The 18283-nt window shown below is 33.2% G+C and carries 22 protein-coding genes; 16 read left to right on the top strand and 6 right to left on the bottom strand.

Going from position 1 to position 18283, the window contains the following annotated elements:
* The first annotated feature begins 27 nt into the window (after positions 1–27).
* The 4 genes from FJQ98_RS25020 to FJQ98_RS25005 all read left to right on the top strand — a co-directional run bounded on the left by FJQ98_RS25020 (position 28) and on the right by FJQ98_RS25005 (position 2680).
* A complete protein-coding gene (locus FJQ98_RS25020; protein WP_053593796.1) occupies positions 28–303 on the top strand; it encodes a CD3324 family protein in 276 nt (91 codons plus the stop codon).
* A 153-nt stretch (positions 304–456) separates the two neighbouring features.
* Entirely contained in the window at positions 457–1038 is a 582-nt protein-coding gene (locus FJQ98_RS25015) for a GNAT family N-acetyltransferase (protein ID WP_053593797.1), read from the top strand.
* A gap of 121 nt (positions 1039–1159) precedes the next feature.
* Positions 1160–1663 (top strand): GNAT family N-acetyltransferase, encoded by a 504-nt coding sequence (locus FJQ98_RS25010; protein ID WP_053593798.1) that lies wholly within the window; start codon positions 1160–1162, stop codon positions 1661–1663.
* 66 nt (positions 1664–1729) lie between these two features.
* Positions 1730–2680 (top strand): alpha/beta fold hydrolase, encoded by a 951-nt coding sequence (locus FJQ98_RS25005; protein WP_241774525.1) that lies wholly within the window; start codon positions 1730–1732, stop codon positions 2678–2680.
* Between the two features lie 102 nt (positions 2681–2782).
* On the opposite strand, the gene FJQ98_RS25000 is transcribed toward FJQ98_RS25005, so the two are convergent.
* On the bottom strand, positions 2783–3352 hold the full coding sequence (locus FJQ98_RS25000; RefSeq protein ID WP_053593799.1) for a TetR/AcrR family transcriptional regulator: 570 nt from the start codon (positions 3350–3352) through the stop codon (positions 2783–2785).
* A gap of 193 nt (positions 3353–3545) precedes the next feature.
* Here FJQ98_RS25000 and FJQ98_RS24995 point away from each other — a divergent pair, with 193 nt between their 5' ends.
* The 6 genes from FJQ98_RS24995 to FJQ98_RS24970 all read left to right on the top strand — a co-directional run bounded on the left by FJQ98_RS24995 (position 3546) and on the right by FJQ98_RS24970 (position 7970).
* Positions 3546–4466 carry a DsbA family protein gene (locus tag FJQ98_RS24995; protein ID WP_053594027.1) on the top strand — a complete coding sequence of 307 codons (921 nt, stop codon included), beginning with the start codon at positions 3546–3548 and terminating at the stop codon, positions 4464–4466.
* Positions 4467–4521: 55 nt separating this feature from the next.
* A complete protein-coding gene (locus FJQ98_RS24990) occupies positions 4522–4827 on the top strand; it encodes a monooxygenase (RefSeq protein ID WP_053593800.1) in 306 nt (101 codons plus the stop codon).
* A gap of 203 nt (positions 4828–5030) precedes the next feature.
* The gene (locus tag FJQ98_RS24985; RefSeq protein WP_053593801.1) at positions 5031–5888 is read left to right on the top strand and encodes an ABC transporter ATP-binding protein; all 858 of its coding nucleotides are present in this window, start codon (positions 5031–5033) and stop codon (positions 5886–5888) included.
* Between the two features lie 4 nt (positions 5889–5892).
* Positions 5893–6507, top strand: coding sequence for an ABC-2 transporter permease (locus FJQ98_RS24980; protein ID WP_201406579.1), 615 nt, complete (start codon positions 5893–5895; stop codon positions 6505–6507).
* 359 nt (positions 6508–6866) lie between these two features.
* The gene (locus FJQ98_RS24975; RefSeq protein ID WP_053593803.1) at positions 6867–7244 is read left to right on the top strand and encodes a GntR family transcriptional regulator; all 378 of its coding nucleotides are present in this window, start codon (positions 6867–6869) and stop codon (positions 7242–7244) included.
* A gap of 108 nt (positions 7245–7352) precedes the next feature.
* Positions 7353–7970, top strand: a complete 618-nt coding sequence (locus tag FJQ98_RS24970; protein ID WP_053593804.1) for an ABC-2 transporter permease — start codon at positions 7353–7355, stop codon at positions 7968–7970.
* A gap of 23 nt (positions 7971–7993) precedes the next feature.
* Here the strand turns inward: FJQ98_RS24970 and FJQ98_RS24965 are convergent, their stop codons facing one another.
* Together FJQ98_RS24965 and FJQ98_RS24960 are read right to left on the bottom strand one after the other, a co-directional pair.
* The gene (locus FJQ98_RS24965) at positions 7994–9628 is read right to left on the bottom strand and encodes a hypothetical protein (RefSeq protein WP_053593805.1); all 1635 of its coding nucleotides are present in this window, start codon (positions 9626–9628) and stop codon (positions 7994–7996) included.
* 2 nt (positions 9629–9630) lie between these two features.
* Positions 9631–10407 (bottom strand): ABC transporter ATP-binding protein, encoded by a 777-nt coding sequence (locus FJQ98_RS24960; RefSeq protein WP_053593806.1) that lies wholly within the window; start codon positions 10405–10407, stop codon positions 9631–9633.
* A gap of 279 nt (positions 10408–10686) precedes the next feature.
* Here FJQ98_RS24960 and FJQ98_RS27445 point away from each other — a divergent pair, with 279 nt between their 5' ends.
* The 3 genes from FJQ98_RS27445 to FJQ98_RS24950 are packed head-to-tail and all read left to right on the top strand — an operon-like array spanning position 10687 to position 11912.
* Positions 10687–10824, top strand: coding sequence for a hypothetical protein (locus FJQ98_RS27445; protein WP_343069230.1), 138 nt, complete (start codon positions 10687–10689; stop codon positions 10822–10824).
* A gap of 41 nt (positions 10825–10865) precedes the next feature.
* Positions 10866–11387 (top strand): class I SAM-dependent methyltransferase, encoded by a 522-nt coding sequence (locus FJQ98_RS24955; protein ID WP_343069229.1) that lies wholly within the window; start codon positions 10866–10868, stop codon positions 11385–11387.
* Positions 11388–11399: 12 nt separating this feature from the next.
* Positions 11400–11912, top strand: a complete 513-nt coding sequence (locus FJQ98_RS24950) for a GrpB family protein (RefSeq protein ID WP_053593807.1) — start codon at positions 11400–11402, stop codon at positions 11910–11912.
* A 174-nt stretch (positions 11913–12086) separates the two neighbouring features.
* On the opposite strand, the gene FJQ98_RS24945 is transcribed toward FJQ98_RS24950, so the two are convergent.
* A complete protein-coding gene (locus tag FJQ98_RS24945; protein WP_053593808.1) occupies positions 12087–12572 on the bottom strand; it encodes a hypothetical protein in 486 nt (161 codons plus the stop codon).
* Positions 12573–12609: 37 nt separating this feature from the next.
* Positions 12610–13221, bottom strand: coding sequence for a hypothetical protein (locus FJQ98_RS24940; RefSeq protein WP_053593809.1), 612 nt, complete (start codon positions 13219–13221; stop codon positions 12610–12612).
* A gap of 497 nt (positions 13222–13718) precedes the next feature.
* Here FJQ98_RS24940 and FJQ98_RS24935 point away from each other — a divergent pair, with 497 nt between their 5' ends.
* The 3 genes from FJQ98_RS24935 (at position 13719) to FJQ98_RS24925 (ending at position 17089) form a co-directional block, all read left to right on the top strand.
* Positions 13719–14588, top strand: a complete 870-nt coding sequence (locus FJQ98_RS24935; RefSeq protein WP_053593810.1) for a helix-turn-helix domain-containing protein — start codon at positions 13719–13721, stop codon at positions 14586–14588.
* A gap of 151 nt (positions 14589–14739) precedes the next feature.
* A complete protein-coding gene (gene pdxR, locus FJQ98_RS24930; RefSeq protein ID WP_053593811.1) occupies positions 14740–16188 on the top strand; it encodes a MocR-like pyridoxine biosynthesis transcription factor PdxR in 1449 nt (482 codons plus the stop codon).
* A 4-nt stretch (positions 16189–16192) separates the two neighbouring features.
* A complete protein-coding gene (locus tag FJQ98_RS24925; RefSeq protein WP_053594028.1) occupies positions 16193–17089 on the top strand; it encodes a D-alanine--D-alanine ligase in 897 nt (298 codons plus the stop codon).
* A gap of 119 nt (positions 17090–17208) precedes the next feature.
* Here the strand turns inward: FJQ98_RS24925 and FJQ98_RS24920 are convergent, their stop codons facing one another.
* Complete coding sequence (locus tag FJQ98_RS24920) at positions 17209–18048, bottom strand: YitT family protein (protein WP_201406578.1); 840 nt, start codon at positions 18046–18048, stop codon at positions 17209–17211.
* Positions 18049–18283 lie beyond the last annotated feature (235 nt).

The raw sequence follows: 18283 nt of genomic DNA, 5'->3' as shown, positions 1-18283 counted from the left end.
AAAAATATTAACATTTAGGAGTGCGAAATGAGCTATAAAAAAGCAAAGCATATTCTACCAGATGAGTTGCTAGAGTTAATACAAGAATATGTTGATGGTGAGTATATTTATATACCGCGAAAAGCAGAATATAAAAAAAGCTGGGGATCCAGTACTGCGACAAGAAAAGAAATGGATGTAAGAAACGCTAATATTTATAACGATTATCTATCGGGAATGAATACGGCTACTTTGGTTGAAAAATATTATTTGTCATCAAAGAGTATCCAAAGAATTGTTCTAAAAGAGAAAAGAAGAAAATAGGCCAGTGTGGTTTTACCGCATTGGCTTATTTTCTTTTATGAAATATGTATGAGGTTTTTTCAGGCAATCTAGGCTAGGTATAATTTAATCAGCTTCTTTTGAATTTTCATCTTTAGATTATTTTGATATTCATTCAAAAAAGGAGAGAGAAAAATGAACTTTACCGAATTATTAGGAACCTCTTTTCCAACAGTACAAACTGAACGCATTATATTAAGAAAGTTGAAGTTGGAGGATGCTCCTGCGTTATTCAATTATTATTCAAATGAAAATGTATATCGTTATCTTGATTGGGATGGACCTGAAACTTTAGAAAAAAGTTATGAAGTAATTCATTTTTGGAACAAAGGCTATGATAAAGGTTGGATTATTCGTTTTGCTATTGCTAACAAAGAAACGGATGAAGTTATTGGTACCATTTTCTTGAGTGAATTTGCAGGCAAACGAGCTGAAATTGGCTATGAATTATCTGAAGAGTATTGGCATCGTGGTATTATGTCGGAAGCTGTTAAAGAAGTATTATCAATAGGATTTAATCAGTTAGGTCTAGTAAGAATACAGGCAATTGTCACGGAAGAAAACATAGCTTCAAAGAAGTTATTGTCGAAATTCAACTTTAAGGAAGAAGGCTGCTTAAGACAGTTTGAATGCCATAGTGTTACGGGTGAATGTAAAGATATGTTGATCTATAGTTTGTTGCATACCGAGTTTTCAAAAAAGAATGAAGGGATTTGATCCTTATTTCAGTTAAATATCAACAAGAACTAGGAGATGGAAGGAGAGCAGCATTATCATTATATTCTCTACAAAGATGAATGGGAAAGTATTAAATAAGCTTATGAGGGGATGAGTTAGCTTGGGAATATCAATTAATAGCTTACGAGAAAGTGACGCAGAAGAATTATTTCAGTTTGAAATGAATAATAGACTATTCTTTGAACAAATGGTACCTAGTCGTGGAGAAGATTATTATAATTTTGAAACGTTTAAAATAAGACATAAAGAGCTTTTAGCAGAACAACAAGAAAATAAATCAAAATTCTACTTAATAAGAGATAACTCAGGCAATATTATTGGAAGAATAAATTTAGTAGATATAGATACACCGAATGATATAGCAGAAGTTGGTTATAGAGTAGGTAAAGAATATGGTGGAAAAGGGATAGGGGCAAAAGCCTTAAAACTACTTTTAGAAACAGAAATTAGTGTGAAAAAAATTAAAGCAAAAACAACAACAAATAATATTGCCTCTCAAAGGGTTCTTGAAAAGAATGGTTTTAAACAAGTGTGTATAGATGATGATGAGTTCGAAATGAATGGCCAAAAGCTACAGTTTATCGAGTACCTTTTGAAACTCTAAAAGCCATGGTGTCTTCTGTTGGTCTTGATGGATAATAAAAATCCTAAGAGGGGTGGTTGAAAGACAGTGTTTGAACGAATCATGATACTTTTTTCAATTATTGCAGCGATACTTTTGTTGATCATTACGGCAAGCTATATTATTCATCAAATACAATTATCAAAGGAAGATAAATTATTTAAGCCAACAGGGAAGATGGTAGAAGTGAATGGTCATCAAATGCATGTGTACATAGAAGGAAACGGAAAAGAAACGCTTGTCTTTATGTCTGGGGGAGGCACGAGTTCACCTGCTTTAGATTTTAAATCATTATATTCCTTGTTAAGCGATAAATATAGAATCGTTGTCGTTGAAAAGGCAGGCTATGGCTTTAGTGACATTACAGATTCTAACCGTGATATTGATGCTATTTTACAAGAAACAAGAGAATCTCTTTTAAAATCAGGTGTTGAAGGACCATATATTCTATTTCCTCATTCGATGTCTGGAATTGAGGCATTGTATTGGGCTCAAGTCTATCCGAATGAAGTTAAGGCAATTATAGGATTGGATATGGCTGTTCCTGCTGCATATAAAGATTATGATATAAATATGCCTCTAGTTCATTTAAGTGCCTTTGCTGCTAATATTGGTTTTACTAGATGGATTCCAAGCCTTTCTGAAAGTGATGCTATAAAATATGGGACTTTGACAGACGAGGAAAAAGAATTGTATAAAGTGATTTTTTATCGTAGAACGGTAACTAAAAATATGGTGAATGAAATTAATCATATTAAGGCAAATGCTGAAAAGGTAGGAGCGGTTGGAATCCCAAATGTTCCAATGCTCTTGTTCTCTTCAAATGGTCAAGGGACAGGTTGGAATGAAGATGAGTGGAATGGATTTCAAAAGGAGTTCATGAGTAAGCATAAAGAAGGCACATTAATAAAATTAGATTGCTCACACTATATTCATGATATTGAATTTAAGCGAATAGCCGATGAGTCAGAAAAATATATAGAGAGTTTAAATCGTTAATTTATGTAGAATCTGCAGAGCGTGTTTTGAAAAGAACATGCTCTGCTTTTATGGGAACAAAAATTTTGTACATACTTGCAGTTAAATAAAACTCCAATCACACTATTTTTTAAAACTCAAAGTGATCCCAGATATAATGTAAGGAATTGACAATTTAATATATTCCTCTGGGGATATATCCATACTATTTTTTCTCCATTCTACAGAAGCACCGTAAATTCCCCAGCTTAGTATGACAGCGGTAGTTTTTAGGGCCGCATCCTCGTTCACATTATTTTGTTTTAATAACAACTTGTAAAAAACGATTTCGAGATGTTCCCTAATAATACGGGAAATGGTATCTTCGTATCCTCTATGACAACGATAAGATAAAGATTTTTGAAAGTCCGTTATGGCTGTGAAAATTTGAATAATCGATTCTTCATTGAGTTCACTTTTTTCGAAGATACTCCAATTTAAATTAACTAATAATACTTCTGATAATACCTTTTCCAATAAGTCATATATATCTTGAAAGTGATAATAGAACGTTGCGCGATTAATCATAGCCTCTGTCGTAATATCTTTAACAGTAATATCCTTAAATTCTTTTTTACTTGAAAGTTCAATGAAAGAATCCATAATTAATTTGCGAGTACGAAGAACACGAAGGTCAGTCTTTGATTGAGTCATTTTGTTGTATCACTCCTACTTTTTAAACAATTTCTTCGATGTGTTGTATATACGACAAATTGAAAGAATTATTGGTACTGATGATCTTCATTATTTACTAAAATACGAGTATAAAGCAAATATGCTTTTTAAAAAAATGATACAGCAAAGTATTGATATTAATAAAGACATGAAAATGAAAGTGGTGAATATGATGACGAACAATAATAATTTAATCTGTGATCTAGAAACAGGAATGTGTGGTGTTTCAGAAGATGATGAAATGCAGGTAATTGATTTCAATCAGAAAAGTAAATCGATTGATTTATATTATGTGACAGATCCAATCTGCTCGCACTGTTGGGCATTAGAGCCAGTTCTGCGGCGCTTTGTAGAGCAGTACGGCCATTATGTCAATTTCCATACTACAATGGGAGGTTTGCTAGAAAAATGGACTGGTTTTGCTGATGTATCTAATGGTATATCAAGTCCATCAGATGTTGCTGGACATTGGAGAGAGGTTGGCGAGCATAGTCGTATGCCGATTGATGGAACGCTTTGGTTTGAAAATCCTATTCAATCATCTTATCCTCCCTCTAGAGTCTTTAAAGTGATTCAACAGCAAAATGAGGATTTAGCAAATATATTTTTGCGTCGTACAAGAGAAGCCGTTTTCGTATTTAATCAAAATATTGCAGAGAAGTCTGTTTTATTTGAAATCGTTAATCATCTTGGACTTGATGGAGAAAAGGTTTTAAAAAAGGCTGAACTACCGATTGGACAGCAATTATTAACTGAAGATTTTGCGCTAGCTTCACAACTAGGCGTTAGAGGATTTCCAACCATTATCATGTTGAACGAAGAAAATAAAGGTGTGAAAATTGTTGGTAGCCGAACGTTAGATTCTTATATTGCTGGACTAAAGCAGGTTCTTAGTTTAGATGAACTACAGCCAAAACAACAACCGGCACTTTTGAGTTTGCTAGAGAAAGAAAAGCTTCTTTTTTCGAAAGAAGTTGAAGTGATGTATGATATTGAACAAAAAGATATCAACAAATTTGTTGATAAAGAGCTTTCATCAACAGCTTATGATGCGAAAGAAATACTTGGTGAAACTTATTTTGTAAATAAATAAAAGAGTCACTTTTGTATAAAACTAATTGTAATTAATCAAAAAGGGAGTTTTAATCATGAAATATTTATTGCAAGTTGATTTTACAATGGACGGGCCATTCGGTGAAGAAATGTCCGAGGCATTCGTTGATTTAGCGAAAAGTATTAACGAAGAGTCAGGTATGATTTGGAAGATTTGGACCGAGAATGCGGCGACTAAAGAAGCTGGTGGGATATATTTATTTGAAACCAAAACAGATGCTGAGAAATATTTAACTATGCATTCAGAACGATTAACAAGTTTCGGTATTACCGATATTCGTGGGAAGATATTCGAAGTGAATGAGGCATTATCAACAATTAATAAAGCTCCAATCAACTAAATATTTTAAAACAGAAAACATGGGATTGGAATTTAGCAATCTCATGTTTTCGCTTTTTTGTTTTCAAATAATAATTTATGACTTGCAAAATATGTCCATTGTGTATATATTGTATATAAAGTATATATACATTATTTCAAAAAGGAGCATTTGCCTTAAAGAGCTCAAGGAAATGCTTACATTATTGTATAGGAGGATGGATGATGGAAAATGTTATTGAATTACAGCATGTTCATAAATCTTTTAAAGGATTTCAAATAAAGGATTTTTCTATTAACGTAAAAAAGGGCTTTGTAACTGGATTTATCGGGGGAAATGGTGCAGGGAAATCTACAACAATAAAATTGATTATGAACTTACTAAGGCAGGATAGTGGTACTGTTTCAGTGTTTGGGATGGATTATAAGAAGCATGAAAAAGAAATAAAGGAACGTATTGGTTTTGTCTATGATGAAAATGTCTTTTATGAATATGTAACGTTAAAGGATATGAAAAGGATTATTAAACCAGCCTATAAAAACTGGGATGATGACGCTTTTCAACGTTATGTCGATCAGTTCGAACTACCACTAAACAAAAATATGAAGACCTTTTCGAAGGGAATGAAGATGAAAGCTTCGTTAGCCATAGCTCTAGCTCATCATGCAGAATTAATTATTATGGATGAGCCAACTGCGGGGCTCGATCCGATATTTCGTAGAGAGCTACTAAATATTCTACATGAATTAATGCAAGATGAAGATAAAACGATTTTCTTCTCGACACACATAACAACAGATTTAGATCGAATTGCGGATTATATTACCTTTGTTCATAATGGCGAGCATATATTCACGAAGGAATTTTATAAGATTGAAGAGGAGTATGCCATTGTTAAAGGGACATTGAATCTATTGGATCAGGAAACGGAACGAGAGTTTGTTGCAATCCGAAAAACGAATACAGGCTTTGAGGCATTAACGGCTGATAAAAATCGTGTGGTAAACATATTTGGGGATTCTGTCATTGTGGAAAAGCCAACGCTTGAAGATATTATGTTCTATACGAAAAAGGGGTGGTAATGGGATGGTTAATCTAATACTTAAGGATGTTTTAATACAAAAGAAATTAATTTTATTTTACATTGCTACCATTATACTTTATTTATTTATAGATGTGTCTCTAGTAATGATAGGATTCTTATATAGTATGGCGTTTATTACTATGTCCTTTTCTTACGATGAAAAAGATAACGCTAATATTTTGCTTAATTCATTGCCATATACGAGAAAGGAAATTGTTAGTTCGAAATATATAGGCTCGTTGGTGCATACATTACTAATTATATCCATTACTTATATAGGTAATTTCTTCTTAAACGGAAAAGAGGTATTGTTTTTATGGAAAGATATATTGCTAATTATCGGTCTTGTTACGGTCGCTTTGTCATTTATACTGCCAATCTGTTATAAATTTAAAACACAATCTTTAATGATTGGTGTAGGTACTTTATTTGGTATATATATGGTAGCCATTAAATTTTTTACCCCTAGTCTTAAGGAGACATTAAAAAAACCGATACAAAAGTTCATGACTTTACAAGAAACGCAAATGTATTTTGTAGCTATCCTTACGATCATTATTTTATATGTTGGATCGTGGCTAGTATCTATTCGTATATATACGAGAAAGGTTTTTTAAAATAAAACAGCTTGAGCCCAGTGATGTAGGCTCAAGCTGTTAAAGTGCGCTTAAATACAAGGTCCCATATAATAAAATCTGAGTATCGGTGATGTAACAAATAACAGTATACAAGCTTTTAACTTATTCAATAAACCTAAGATAATTTTCGTGAGGCAGAAAATTATACTCAAAACAATAGACAATGTAATCTTTATGTGGAAAGACATTATAAATCTGAATTGCTTTATATTTCCCTGAATGTCCAAGCGTAAGTACAGCTGACGAATAATTAGCATGGTGAAATATACATCTAAATGCTAACGGAATAATCAACGTCATCTGTGCTGATCACATAAAAATAAAGAAGAGGTATTTGCATGCAAATTATTATTTCAAACAGTTCAAAGGAGCCGATTTATGAGCAGATTCATGCTCAAATCAAAAAGCTTATTCTAACAGGTGACTTACAAGAGGGGCAGTCATTGCCGTCTATGCGCCAACTTGCAGAGGATTTAGAAATTAGCGTTATTACAACAAAACGTGCTTATGAAGAGCTAGAGAAAAACGGGTTTATTTATTCTATTGTGGGAAAAGGTTCGTTCATCTCAGAACAAAATAAGGAAATGATGAGAGAAAGAAAAATAAAGGTAGTCGAAGAAAATTTGTTGATCGCTATCCAAAACGCGAAAGAAATGAATATTAGCTTAGCAGAACTCAAGGAAATGCTCACACTATTATATTCAGAGGATGAGTGATAAAGACAGCTACTGAAATCGAGCAGCAAACATATTTTTGAGATACGGTTGGTAAAAAAGCCTACGCTCGAAGATAGATGCATTATACGAAAAAAGGGTGGTAATTGTATGATTAACCTAATACTTAAGGATGTTTTAATACAGAAGAAATTAATTTTATTTTACATTGCTACTATAATAATCTACTTATTGGCAGGTACATCCCCCCAAATATTTTTGGGATTTCTGTATAGTGTAATATTTATACTAAATGCTTTCGCTTACGATGAAAAAGACAACGTTAATATTCTGCTCCTTTCGCTACCGTATACGCGAAAGGAAATTGTTAGCTCAAAATATATAGGTGCACTGATATTTACAACAATATTTATATTCATCATTTATATTGGCAATTTCTTCTTAAATGGAAAAGAGACCTTGTTTATATGGAAAGAAATGCTGCTTATTATTGGTCTTGTTATGATCGCTATGTCATTCATGTTTCCATTTTCCTATAAATTTAAAACGCAATATTTACTGATTGCTTCAGGTGCTTTATTTGGTATCTATTTGTTAACAATTAAATTTTTTATTCCTAATTTCAATAGTAAATTAGGAGAATTAATGCAGAGATTCTTGACTTTACAAGAAACGCAAATGTATTTTATAGCTAGCATTACGGTTATTATTTTATATATTGGGTCGTGGTTATTGTCTATTTTTATATATGAGAGAAAAGCTTTTTAAAATAAAACGGCTTGAGCTCAGGCTCAAACCGTTTTTGTACGCTTAAACGCAAGCTTCCATAGAACGAAATTCGTGATGACAAGCACGAGTAAGTAAATGATTGCCCCATAAGAAACATGAGCTGTCAGGAAGTAATGCAGTCCAGCCAGAACACCTAATGGGATAAGCAATATAACAGTTTTCCAGCTCTGGGCATCGCCAACTTCATTATAGGGCTTTGTGAAAGGAATCTTGCTTCCCATGCCGATGTAACAAATGACGGTGTACATGCAGCTTGCCACTAAAACACTCAGTAAATCTGGGATAATTCTCGTACCATAAATGAAGCAGAAAATGATACTTAGAACAATATATAACGGACTATACAACTTAATCAAAAATGCTTTTAAGCTACCTTTTTTCAAGTCTGTATAATCTTTGATTGGAAAGACTTTATAGATCCAAGCGGCTTTATATTTTCCCGAATATCCGAGCAAAAGCACAGCTGACGGAATAATTAGCATGCTGAAATAAATATTTAAATAACTCATGCTAACGGTATAATCAATAGCTTCGGACCTTGAAAAAGAAAACATAAAAATAAATGGAATGACAAAAGAAAATCCTAAAGATGGATATACTTTTAGTTTAAACTCTCGCTCCTGTTTCATCATAAGGGAGGCGAAGCGGTAGAAAGCTCTTTCTTCATTCGTTCTACAAATGGTTTTTAACAAAAGCGTTTTAAGTCGATTGTTCTTTTCTTTTTTCGATTTGCTTGTGTTTAATAGTTTTTGCAGATTACGTTCAAAGGTTGGAATTAGCTTTAGGTAAAGCCATATCGAGATGATTGGCATGACGACAGCCAAAATACTGAATATCACTGTAAATAAAGAGACGTCACCGTTTAGCAGTAACTCATAAGGAGCGGCAAACCACATAGGAATGAGAAAAACACTCCACCAATGAAATGTTACAACCATATCAAAATTGACGAATTCAAAGGATCTAATAAGAACTTGATAGCCAATCATCAGCATTAAGGATAAGCCAATTTGTACATAATTGATGATATCTTTCAGCTTTTCTCCATCAAAGAATCTTAAAATAGCAATATATAAAACAGCCGTTAAAACAACAATAAAAATATTAATTAAAACTAGTAAGAGCAACGTTAAAATAAAGAATACAATTCCTTGTCTGAATAGGCCAACGACTAGGGAGATGGCTGTAAAAGCAATCGTTAAATACGTTAAGTAGATGAAAATATGCATAAACTTGGCCGCATTGATCGTTCTAGCAGAGATAGGCTTGGTCGAGAGAATGCTTCTGTCCCGTACATCCAAAAGTACGGAAGAAAAATCAGAAATCAATGTTGTCATGATGATAAAAATAATCATGGCATAAGCAATACTCATCTGGAAAAGATAGTTTTGACCAAATCCCATAAAAGGAATTAACATAAGCCCAAATAAAACATAAATCCATAAAGATTTGATGTAGCCGTATTTTTGCTCTTCCTTGTTTTTATTGGATGCTTGGTTAAATATTGTTGGTACTTTGCGTTCATCCATTGTTAGTTTAATATGGAGGATCTTTCGCATGATTTCGTAATCGACACCCATTTTCACAAAGATAAATTGAATTTTATCAAGCACTTGTAGGATTTTGAAATCTTTCATGATCATACCTCTTGTACAATAGAAACGAATTTCTCACCAATTTCCTGATGATCATGGAAGCCTGTCAATTGGTTGAAAATTCTTTCCAGAGTTCCTTCAGTATTGTCTGCCTGTAGTTGAGCAAATGTCCCGTCGGCAGCGATTTTTCCATCATTCAACAGGATGATGCGACTACTGATTTTTTCGACAACATCCATGATATGAGAGGAATAAAATATCGTTTTTCCTTGGGCAGCCAATTGAGTCAAAATCTCCTTGAAGATCATTACACTATTCGCATCCAGCCCATTAATTGGTTCATCCAAGAACAGAAGATCTGGATTATGTATAAGGCTGGCGATAATCAGCAGTTTTTGCCGCATTCCTTTTGAATAAGAAGATATTCTTGCATGATACGCTTCTCCAACACCGAATAATTCCATTAAGGATTTTGATTTATCAGCAGCGACTTCTAATTCAAGTCCATACAGCTGGCCGATAAAGGTTAAATACTCATAACCAGTTAAATTATCATAAACATCTGCTATTTCAGGTACATAGCCAATTTTTCGTTTATATTCAATTTGATCCTGTCCGATATTCTCTCCGAAAAGCTTAATTTCTCCACCGTAATCGCCCTCAAGCCCTAAAATAATTTTAACAGTTGTACTTTTACCCGCGCCGTTCGGACCGATATAGCCAATTATTTCTCCTCTTGATACGTGCAAGTCGATTCCTTTTAATATTTCTTTGCTACCATAACTCTTCGTCAAATTCGTAATCGTCAAGATTTCTTCCATTTTGCAACTCCTTTCTGTTTTCCTGTAGTAACAGGCAGTAACAATTGGTGGAGGGTGAAGAAGCCCCCCGTCGATTAAAGTTTCACTTTATCTTATGTTTAGTGTAATTGAATTAGAGAAAATATCCATAATTATAATATTTCATTTAAAAATGCAGAAATATCCCTTTTTAGAAATGGAGTCGATTCATTCCCAGTACCGCGCATCTTTGCTTTATAATAAAGAGAAAGAATATTTCGTCTCTTGAAAATGCGATAAGTGTAAATGGGGGGGCGTAAAATGTTAGTCAATTCAAATGAACAATTGCTAGTTGTATTAGATAATTTATTATGTGAACCACAGAAATTTTGGAATGAATTTTATGATCAAACATTCAAAAAGGTACCTTTTTTGTTAATAAGCCTGATGGAAATTTAGTAAGCTATTTTGAAAAAAAGACGATCCGTCCAAATAAGGTTTTGGAGCTAGGTTGTGGTGCAGGGCGAAATGCCATTTACTTAGCAAAACAAGGTTGTTCAGTTGTTGGTGTCGATTTATCGGATAAAGCATTGCAATGGGCGCAAAAAAGGGTTGATGAAGCAAACGTAAGTGTAGAATTAATTTGTGCCAATATTTTTGAGTTGAATTTACAAGAAGAGAGCTTTGATTTTGTATATGATTCAGGCTGTTTTCACTACATAGCCCCTCATCGTCTTGTGACGTATATTGAAATGATTCATAAATTATTAAAGCCTAATGGTTACTTCGCTTTATGCACATTTGAGGAACATGGTGTATATGGTGGTTCTGCCATTTCAGATGAAGAAGTTTATATAAAACGTAGCTTAGAAGGCGGACTAGGGTATACAAAAAATCAACTAAAAGAAGTGTTTCAATCATTTGAAGAAATTGAAATACGGAAAATGATAGCCATGTCTGATGAAGAGCAGTTTTTCGGTTTAGAAGGATTTTTAGTAGGTTTATTTAAAAAGAATTTATGAGGAGAGAAGCTAATGAGGAAGATTAAGGTTCAACTTTCCGAATATAATCCAAATTGGGAACAACAATATGAAGTTGAACAAAAAGGAATTGAAAAAGCTTTAGGTGATAGTGCTATTCGTATTGAGCATATCGGAAGTACATCGATAAAGAGACTAAAAGCGAAACCAATTATTGATATTCTTGTTGGTGTACAGAGTTTAGATGAAGTGCCGAGCTTCATAGATGCTTTAAGGGAAATTGACTATGAATATGTTCCGAAAATAAAGTTTAAGGATAGAAAATTTTTTAGAAAGGGATTGTGGGGGCAGGGAACAATCCATTTACATATTTGTGAATACAACAGTAATGAATGGACTGAAAAATTACTTTTCCGTGATTACCTTAGATCATATCCCCAAGCAGCAAATGAATATGCGGTATTAAAAAATCAATTAGCGTCTAAATATCGATTCGATCGATCGACATATACAAAGGAAAAAGAGCCTTTTATCCAAATGATTATTCAAAAAGCTAAGATGTTGTGAATAAAAGGCTTTGAGGTTAGGTACATGTATCACCATTCCTCTAGTACTCACCGGGTAAAAAGAAGGGATGGTAACACAAGTGAAATAGTTTGTATTGAAAATTAAAAACTGCTCGTAACTTAAGAATATGAGTTATGACGCAGTTTTTATATCATACTGTTAAAGGTTGTGAAGCTAAAAAGGAGCATCAGCTAATCTGACAGAAACATCACCTTTAAATTTTCTACCATCAGATGTTGATACTATTATTTTATGATCACCAGCAACAGCTGCTGATTGAGTCCATACGTTAGATGCATTAGCAGATAAATTATAATCTTGAGTGTAACCATTCTGTTGAATTTGAACTTTCACCTTTGTCCCTGTAGCATTTTTAACATAAAATCTATAATACTTCCAACCTTTTGGTTGTGACCAAGTTCTTTCATAAGTACCATTACTTTGACTGATATTCACGTCAGAAATAACCAAATTTTGTGATCTTACTTGAATGTTTTCAATAGCATCGCTCTGTACAGCATCTGGTTCAATAGCATCTGCATTTGATTCAATAGCATCGCCCTGTACAGCATCAGTATCAGCATTTGCATAAACACTAACTCCACCAATACCTAATATTGCTCCTACAATCATTAAAGATAATACCTTATTAAGTTTCATAAATCTCTCTCCTTCCAAATTAATAATTTACAGTAAATTATTTAGAATATGGTGTATCCGTAATAGGACTTAAGGCATCTACAAATTTAGCTGTTTCACTCAATGTAAAAACTTCTTGATTTGTTAAGTTATTAGAGATACCAAGTACGGATATTGCATAACCATTACCCAAAAAACTGTACTGTGCTACCTCTGATGAAGGATAATTATCATGATAAGTTTTAGATAAATCACCACTTTGAGGATTAAATAAATCCTCTGTATAATAAATACTGTGTTCCCATGTATTGTTGGATTTACTTGCAGCCGCGCTAATACTTAAAATTATAACTACACCTTTTTCTGGATTTTTATAAACATACTTTTTATTTCTTTGATAGAGGCCTTGTTTACCTAAGCTTTCATCTTTACCTGTAATACTAACTGGTACAACGACAATATCCCCTTTTTCACCTAATATTTCCTCATAACCTGGAAAAGTAAATTCATCAGTAATTTTCTCATTGATTTTATTAAAACTAGAAAAATCAAATTCTTCATCGATGGAATCATTATTTGAACTTCCATCAGCATCTGATTTTGAATAATAAATTACAAGGGATATTAAAAATACTACTGCGATAGTGAGAGTTAATATTGTTTTTCTCATGTAATCACACCCCTACAATTATCCAGATGAAAGATAGAATTGATAATAAATTCATATTTGTTTCACCTCCCTTTTTCTTAAATATAAACGAAAAATGTTATAATTTAACGAAATATTCTGAAAAGAATATTTAGGGGGTGAATGGATTAGGGTAGCGAGAAAACTATTTAAAATTGTATCTCAAAGTATATTTTCAAATTCTGAATAAAAATATAATACAAGCTCACTAACAAGTACAAAATCTAAACAATCGCTAAGCATTTATATTTCAAAACCATATAAGAAAAAACTCGATTTCAAACTTGAAATTGAGTTGAAGATTGAATAACTTTACGTTGTATGAATGGGAGGCTAATATTGATTTTCTTAAGTCATCATATTGCTACAATAATCCAGATAAATGATAATAAATTAATGTTTTTTCGTTAGATATAAAGGATAAATACTAAAATGCTCCGAAGTATTCTACATATACAATATTATGCGAGGTGAATATTATGAATAGAGGAAGAACTTTAAAAGAGATTCGAAAAAATAAAGGGTTTAGTCAACTAATCCTGTCAAAAGGGATTATATCTCAAAGTACATATTCAAAATATGAGGCAGGTAGAATTGATATAGACGTTGAAAAATATATAAAATTATTAAATAAATTAAATATTTCCCTAGAAGAATTTGAATATATTCATAATGAGCGTATTTACCGAAAGAAAAAAGATATTGTACAACAATTTTTTTTTCTAAATCATAATGATATAGAAAAACTAACCCTTTTAAAAGTTAAAACAGCTGAATATTTACAAATTGAAAATGATTTAGAGATTAAAGAGATTCGACTTATTTGTGAAGCGCTCATACAATTAAATCAGGAAAATTTTAATGAAGCAAAAGAGATTATTAAGCCCATTTGGGAGCGTATTTCAAAATATGATCAGTGGTATTTAAGTGATATTCGTTTGATCAACACGGTTTTATTTCTATTTCCAACAGATATAGCAATAGAATTTACACAAAATGTCTTAAAAAGATTAAACAAATATAATAGTTTTAGAGATACAGATTTATTAAAATCTGCGTTTAATATTAATTTGTCACTGTTAGTAATAATGAGCGAAGACTATTCTACAGCCCTTTCTATTATTAATGATTCATTAAGTCAGTATAAAAGAAAAATGAATTACCATATACTAGCTCTACATTTTTCAAGAAAAGCTATTTGTCATTTCCATCTTGGTTACAATGACTCAACAATTTTCTTGGAGAAAGCCTTTCAACTCATAGGACTATATGAAGATGATGAATATTTAGAAAGAATTCAATCAGAATTTATTAAATATACAACGATTCATGATCAAGAATTAAAATAGTCATTAGCATATAATAGGTGCAATTCTTCATTTTGAAGGGTTGCATTTTTGGGTAGCTAGAAACCATACCACTATGAAGGGAAAATACATATACTGTGGACCTTTTGAGGTTAGTGAAGTTATGCAAAAATAAAGTAAGGGGGTCAAGGAAGTGTTTAATGATTTTAAGCTTTTAAATAATCGTCCAGTTTATATTCAAATAAAAGATTATTTGCAAGAAATGATTATGAAGGGACACTTGCTGGAGCATCAGAAGCTTCCATCTACCCGTGAACTTAGTAAATTATTATCGGTCAGTAGAAATACGATACTGAATGCATATGCAGATTTAGAGCAAGAGGGCATCATCTATGCAGTGAAAGGAAAGGGGAATTTTGTCGGGAAAGTCGAAACGTTGAAAGCTGCATCCATCGAATTTAATTGGAAGGAAAGGCTTAATAACGTTACCTTGTTAGCTGATGAATTAGATTTAATGAAGCAAGACATTCACTGGGAAAAAGGCATGATTTCCTTCAATAGTGTAGCCCCCGAAGAAAAGCTTTTTGATGTGGAAAATTTTAAAAGAGCCTTTCTGACCCGTATGTCCCTTGAAGGAGATATCGTTTTGAATTACGGATACGCAAAGGGCTATAAACCTTTAATCGATTACCTTCTTCACTATATGGAAAGGAAAGGTATAGATATTTCCAATAAGGATATTTTGATCACGAATGGCTTTACCGAAGGATTGGATATTTTATTATCTTCCTTAGCTAAAAAATCCGGACGTGTTATTTGCGAAAATCCTACTCATCATGCTGCATTAAAGCTTTTTCGCTTACATGGATTTGATATCCACGGAATCGACATGAAAGATGACGGTATCGATATTGAACAAGTTGAGAAAAGTTTATCGGAAAAGGAATTTGATTTTGCCTATTTAATCCCGTCTTATCATAATCCAACTGGCATTGTTACATCCTCTGAAAAAAGAGCTGACATTATTAAGCTTTTTTCAAAATATCAAATTCCGATTGTGGAAGATGGCTTTAATGAGGAATTACGTTATTCAGGCTCCCATTTAGCGCCGTTAATGACTTTTATCGGTGCGGGTAACAATGTTATTTATATTAGTAGCTTTTCAAAAATTCTTTTTCCTGGCTTACGCGTTGGGTGGATATTAGCAGATAAGGAGCTCATCGACTGTTTGGAAAGTTTGAAAAGAGCACGTACTATTCATACATCAACACTAGATCAGGCTGTGCTTTATCAATATTTGCAGGACGGGTATTTTGAAAAATATTTGAAAAAGGCTAGATCCGTCTATAAGAAAAAATATGAACTAGCTCGTCAAGCTTGCAAGCAATACATTCCTTTTAAAAGAATGACCGGTGATGGGGGACTCCATCTCTTTATTGAGCTAGAAGAAGGAATTAATGCTCGTACGCTTTTGGAAAAGTGTTATCAAAGAGGAGTTGTTTTTTATCCTGGGGATGTTTTTTACAGCAATGGCGAAGGCAGTAACACATTTCGATTAGGATTTTCTCGACTAAAAGAAGAGGATATTGTGCGCGGTATTAAGATTATTGGTGATACCTTGAAAAATGAAATGGGGAGTTGAAATTATGAAAGTTGGCGTTATTATGGGGGGCGTTTCTTCGGAAAAGCAGGTCTCTATTATGACAGGGGAAGAAATGATTGCTCATTTAGATAAGGGTAAATACGAAGCGGTAGCTATTAAACTAAATGAAAATAATACGGCAGAGCTTTTTGAAAAGGTAAAAGATATCGATATTGCGTTATTAGCACTACATGGCAAGTTTGGAGAGGATGGCACGATTCAAGGTGTACTAGAGACTATGGGTGTTCCATATACAGGTAGTGGTATACTTTCAAGCAGTATTTGTATGGATAAAAATGTTTCGAAAAAAATTCTACGTTATGAGGACATCGAAACACCAGATTGGCTACATTTTTCGAATGGCGAGGAGCTTCAATTAGAGGATTTAGACAAAATGGGATACCCGTTAGTAGTAAAACCAAATTCGGGTGGCTCAAGTGTTGGAGTAAAAATAGTTTATGATAAAGATGCCTTACTAACATCGGTTGCGGAAGTATTCAAATGGGATTCTGAAATCATTATTGAGAAATATATAAAAGGTGAAGAAATAACATGCTCCATTTTGAACGGGGAGCTATTACCGATTATTTCGATTCGCCATACAGCGCAGTTCTTTGACTATAAGGCAAAATATGAGGATGCTGCTACGATAGAGGAGATTATAGAACTTCCACCTGCTGTACATGAACGAGTTGCCGAAGCAGCAAAAGGTTGCTATAAAGCATTAAAGTGTAGTGTTTATGCCCGAATCGATATGATGCTCAAGGATGGAATCCCATATGTCATGGAGGTTAACACGTTGCCAGGGATGACAAAAAACAGCTTACTCCCAAAAAGCGCATCCTCGGCAGGAATGTCTTATACACAACTTTTAGATAAGATTATTGAAACTTCCTTATAGGTTAGGTGAAATGGGGATCATTGAAGTATGAGTAGCTAAAAGTTCAATAAAAAAACACCTTTAATGTTGATATGGGATTAAACCCATTTCCAACAAAAGGTGTTTTCTCAATTGTTTAATTAAGCCTTAGATAATTCAATAAATCCATGGCCGAATACATCTCTTACATCGTGAATAGCAATAAAGGCATCCGCGTCTATTTCTTTGACGATTTTCTTTAGTTTTACAACTTCCTGTTTACTAATGACAATATACAGAATTTCTTTTTGTTCCTTCGTATAATAGCCATGGCCTGATAGGACCGTCACGCCTCGATTCATAAAACCATTCACATGACTGGCAATCTCTTCTGGTTTTTTCGAAATAATCGTAACTGCCTTTTTGGGATTTACACCTTCAATAACAAACTCCATCACCTTCGTTCCGACATAAAGCATAATGACAGTAAGCATTAATGCTTCTGCTCCGATAATAAAGTAAGATGAAAAAGCAACAATTAAATCAAAAAACAATAAACCGTAACTAATACTCCAGCCTAAATATTTGTTCGTCATTCTAGCTAAGATTGTTGAACCTGCTGTTGTTCCACCAACTCTTATAATTAAGCCTATACCAACTCCAGCAAACACCCCTGCAAAAATAGCATTCACAATAATTTCATTTGAAGAAATCGACCACGATTCTGTTAAATGTAAAAAGAGTGAATGGAGGGTTACTGCAATAATCGTATAAATAGTCGTTTGCCTACTTAAAAATTTATAGCCAACTACTAATAAAGCTGCGTTTAGACCAAAGCTCACAATACTTGGCGACCATCCAAACAGATAATACGCGATAATTGTTATACCTGTTACGCCACCTTCACCTAAATCATTAGGAATAACAAATAAGTTTACAGCAAGCGCAAAAAGCAGCGCCCCAATCATAATCATTAAAATATCTATAATGTACTTCTTCATATACACACCACCATAACAATTTGAATTTTCCCTAAGTACATACTATATCAAGTTCCATTCATTTTATATACTTTTTGTTAATGTTCGTTTGTGATAAATCTATAATTGTTAGTATGCCCTTTTATCACGGAAAAGGCCGAATGGAAGAAATTGTTGATGAAGCTGCTATTAAACAGCTATGTGGAAGTACGATCTAAGAACTTAAAGCTGCTAGAGCTCTTTTAGTTTTTGGAGA

Source organism: Lysinibacillus agricola (assembly GCF_016638705.1).
GTDB lineage: Bacteria > Bacillota > Bacilli > Bacillales_A > Planococcaceae > Lysinibacillus > Lysinibacillus agricola.
This window is presented reverse-complemented; position numbering and strand designations above follow the sequence as displayed.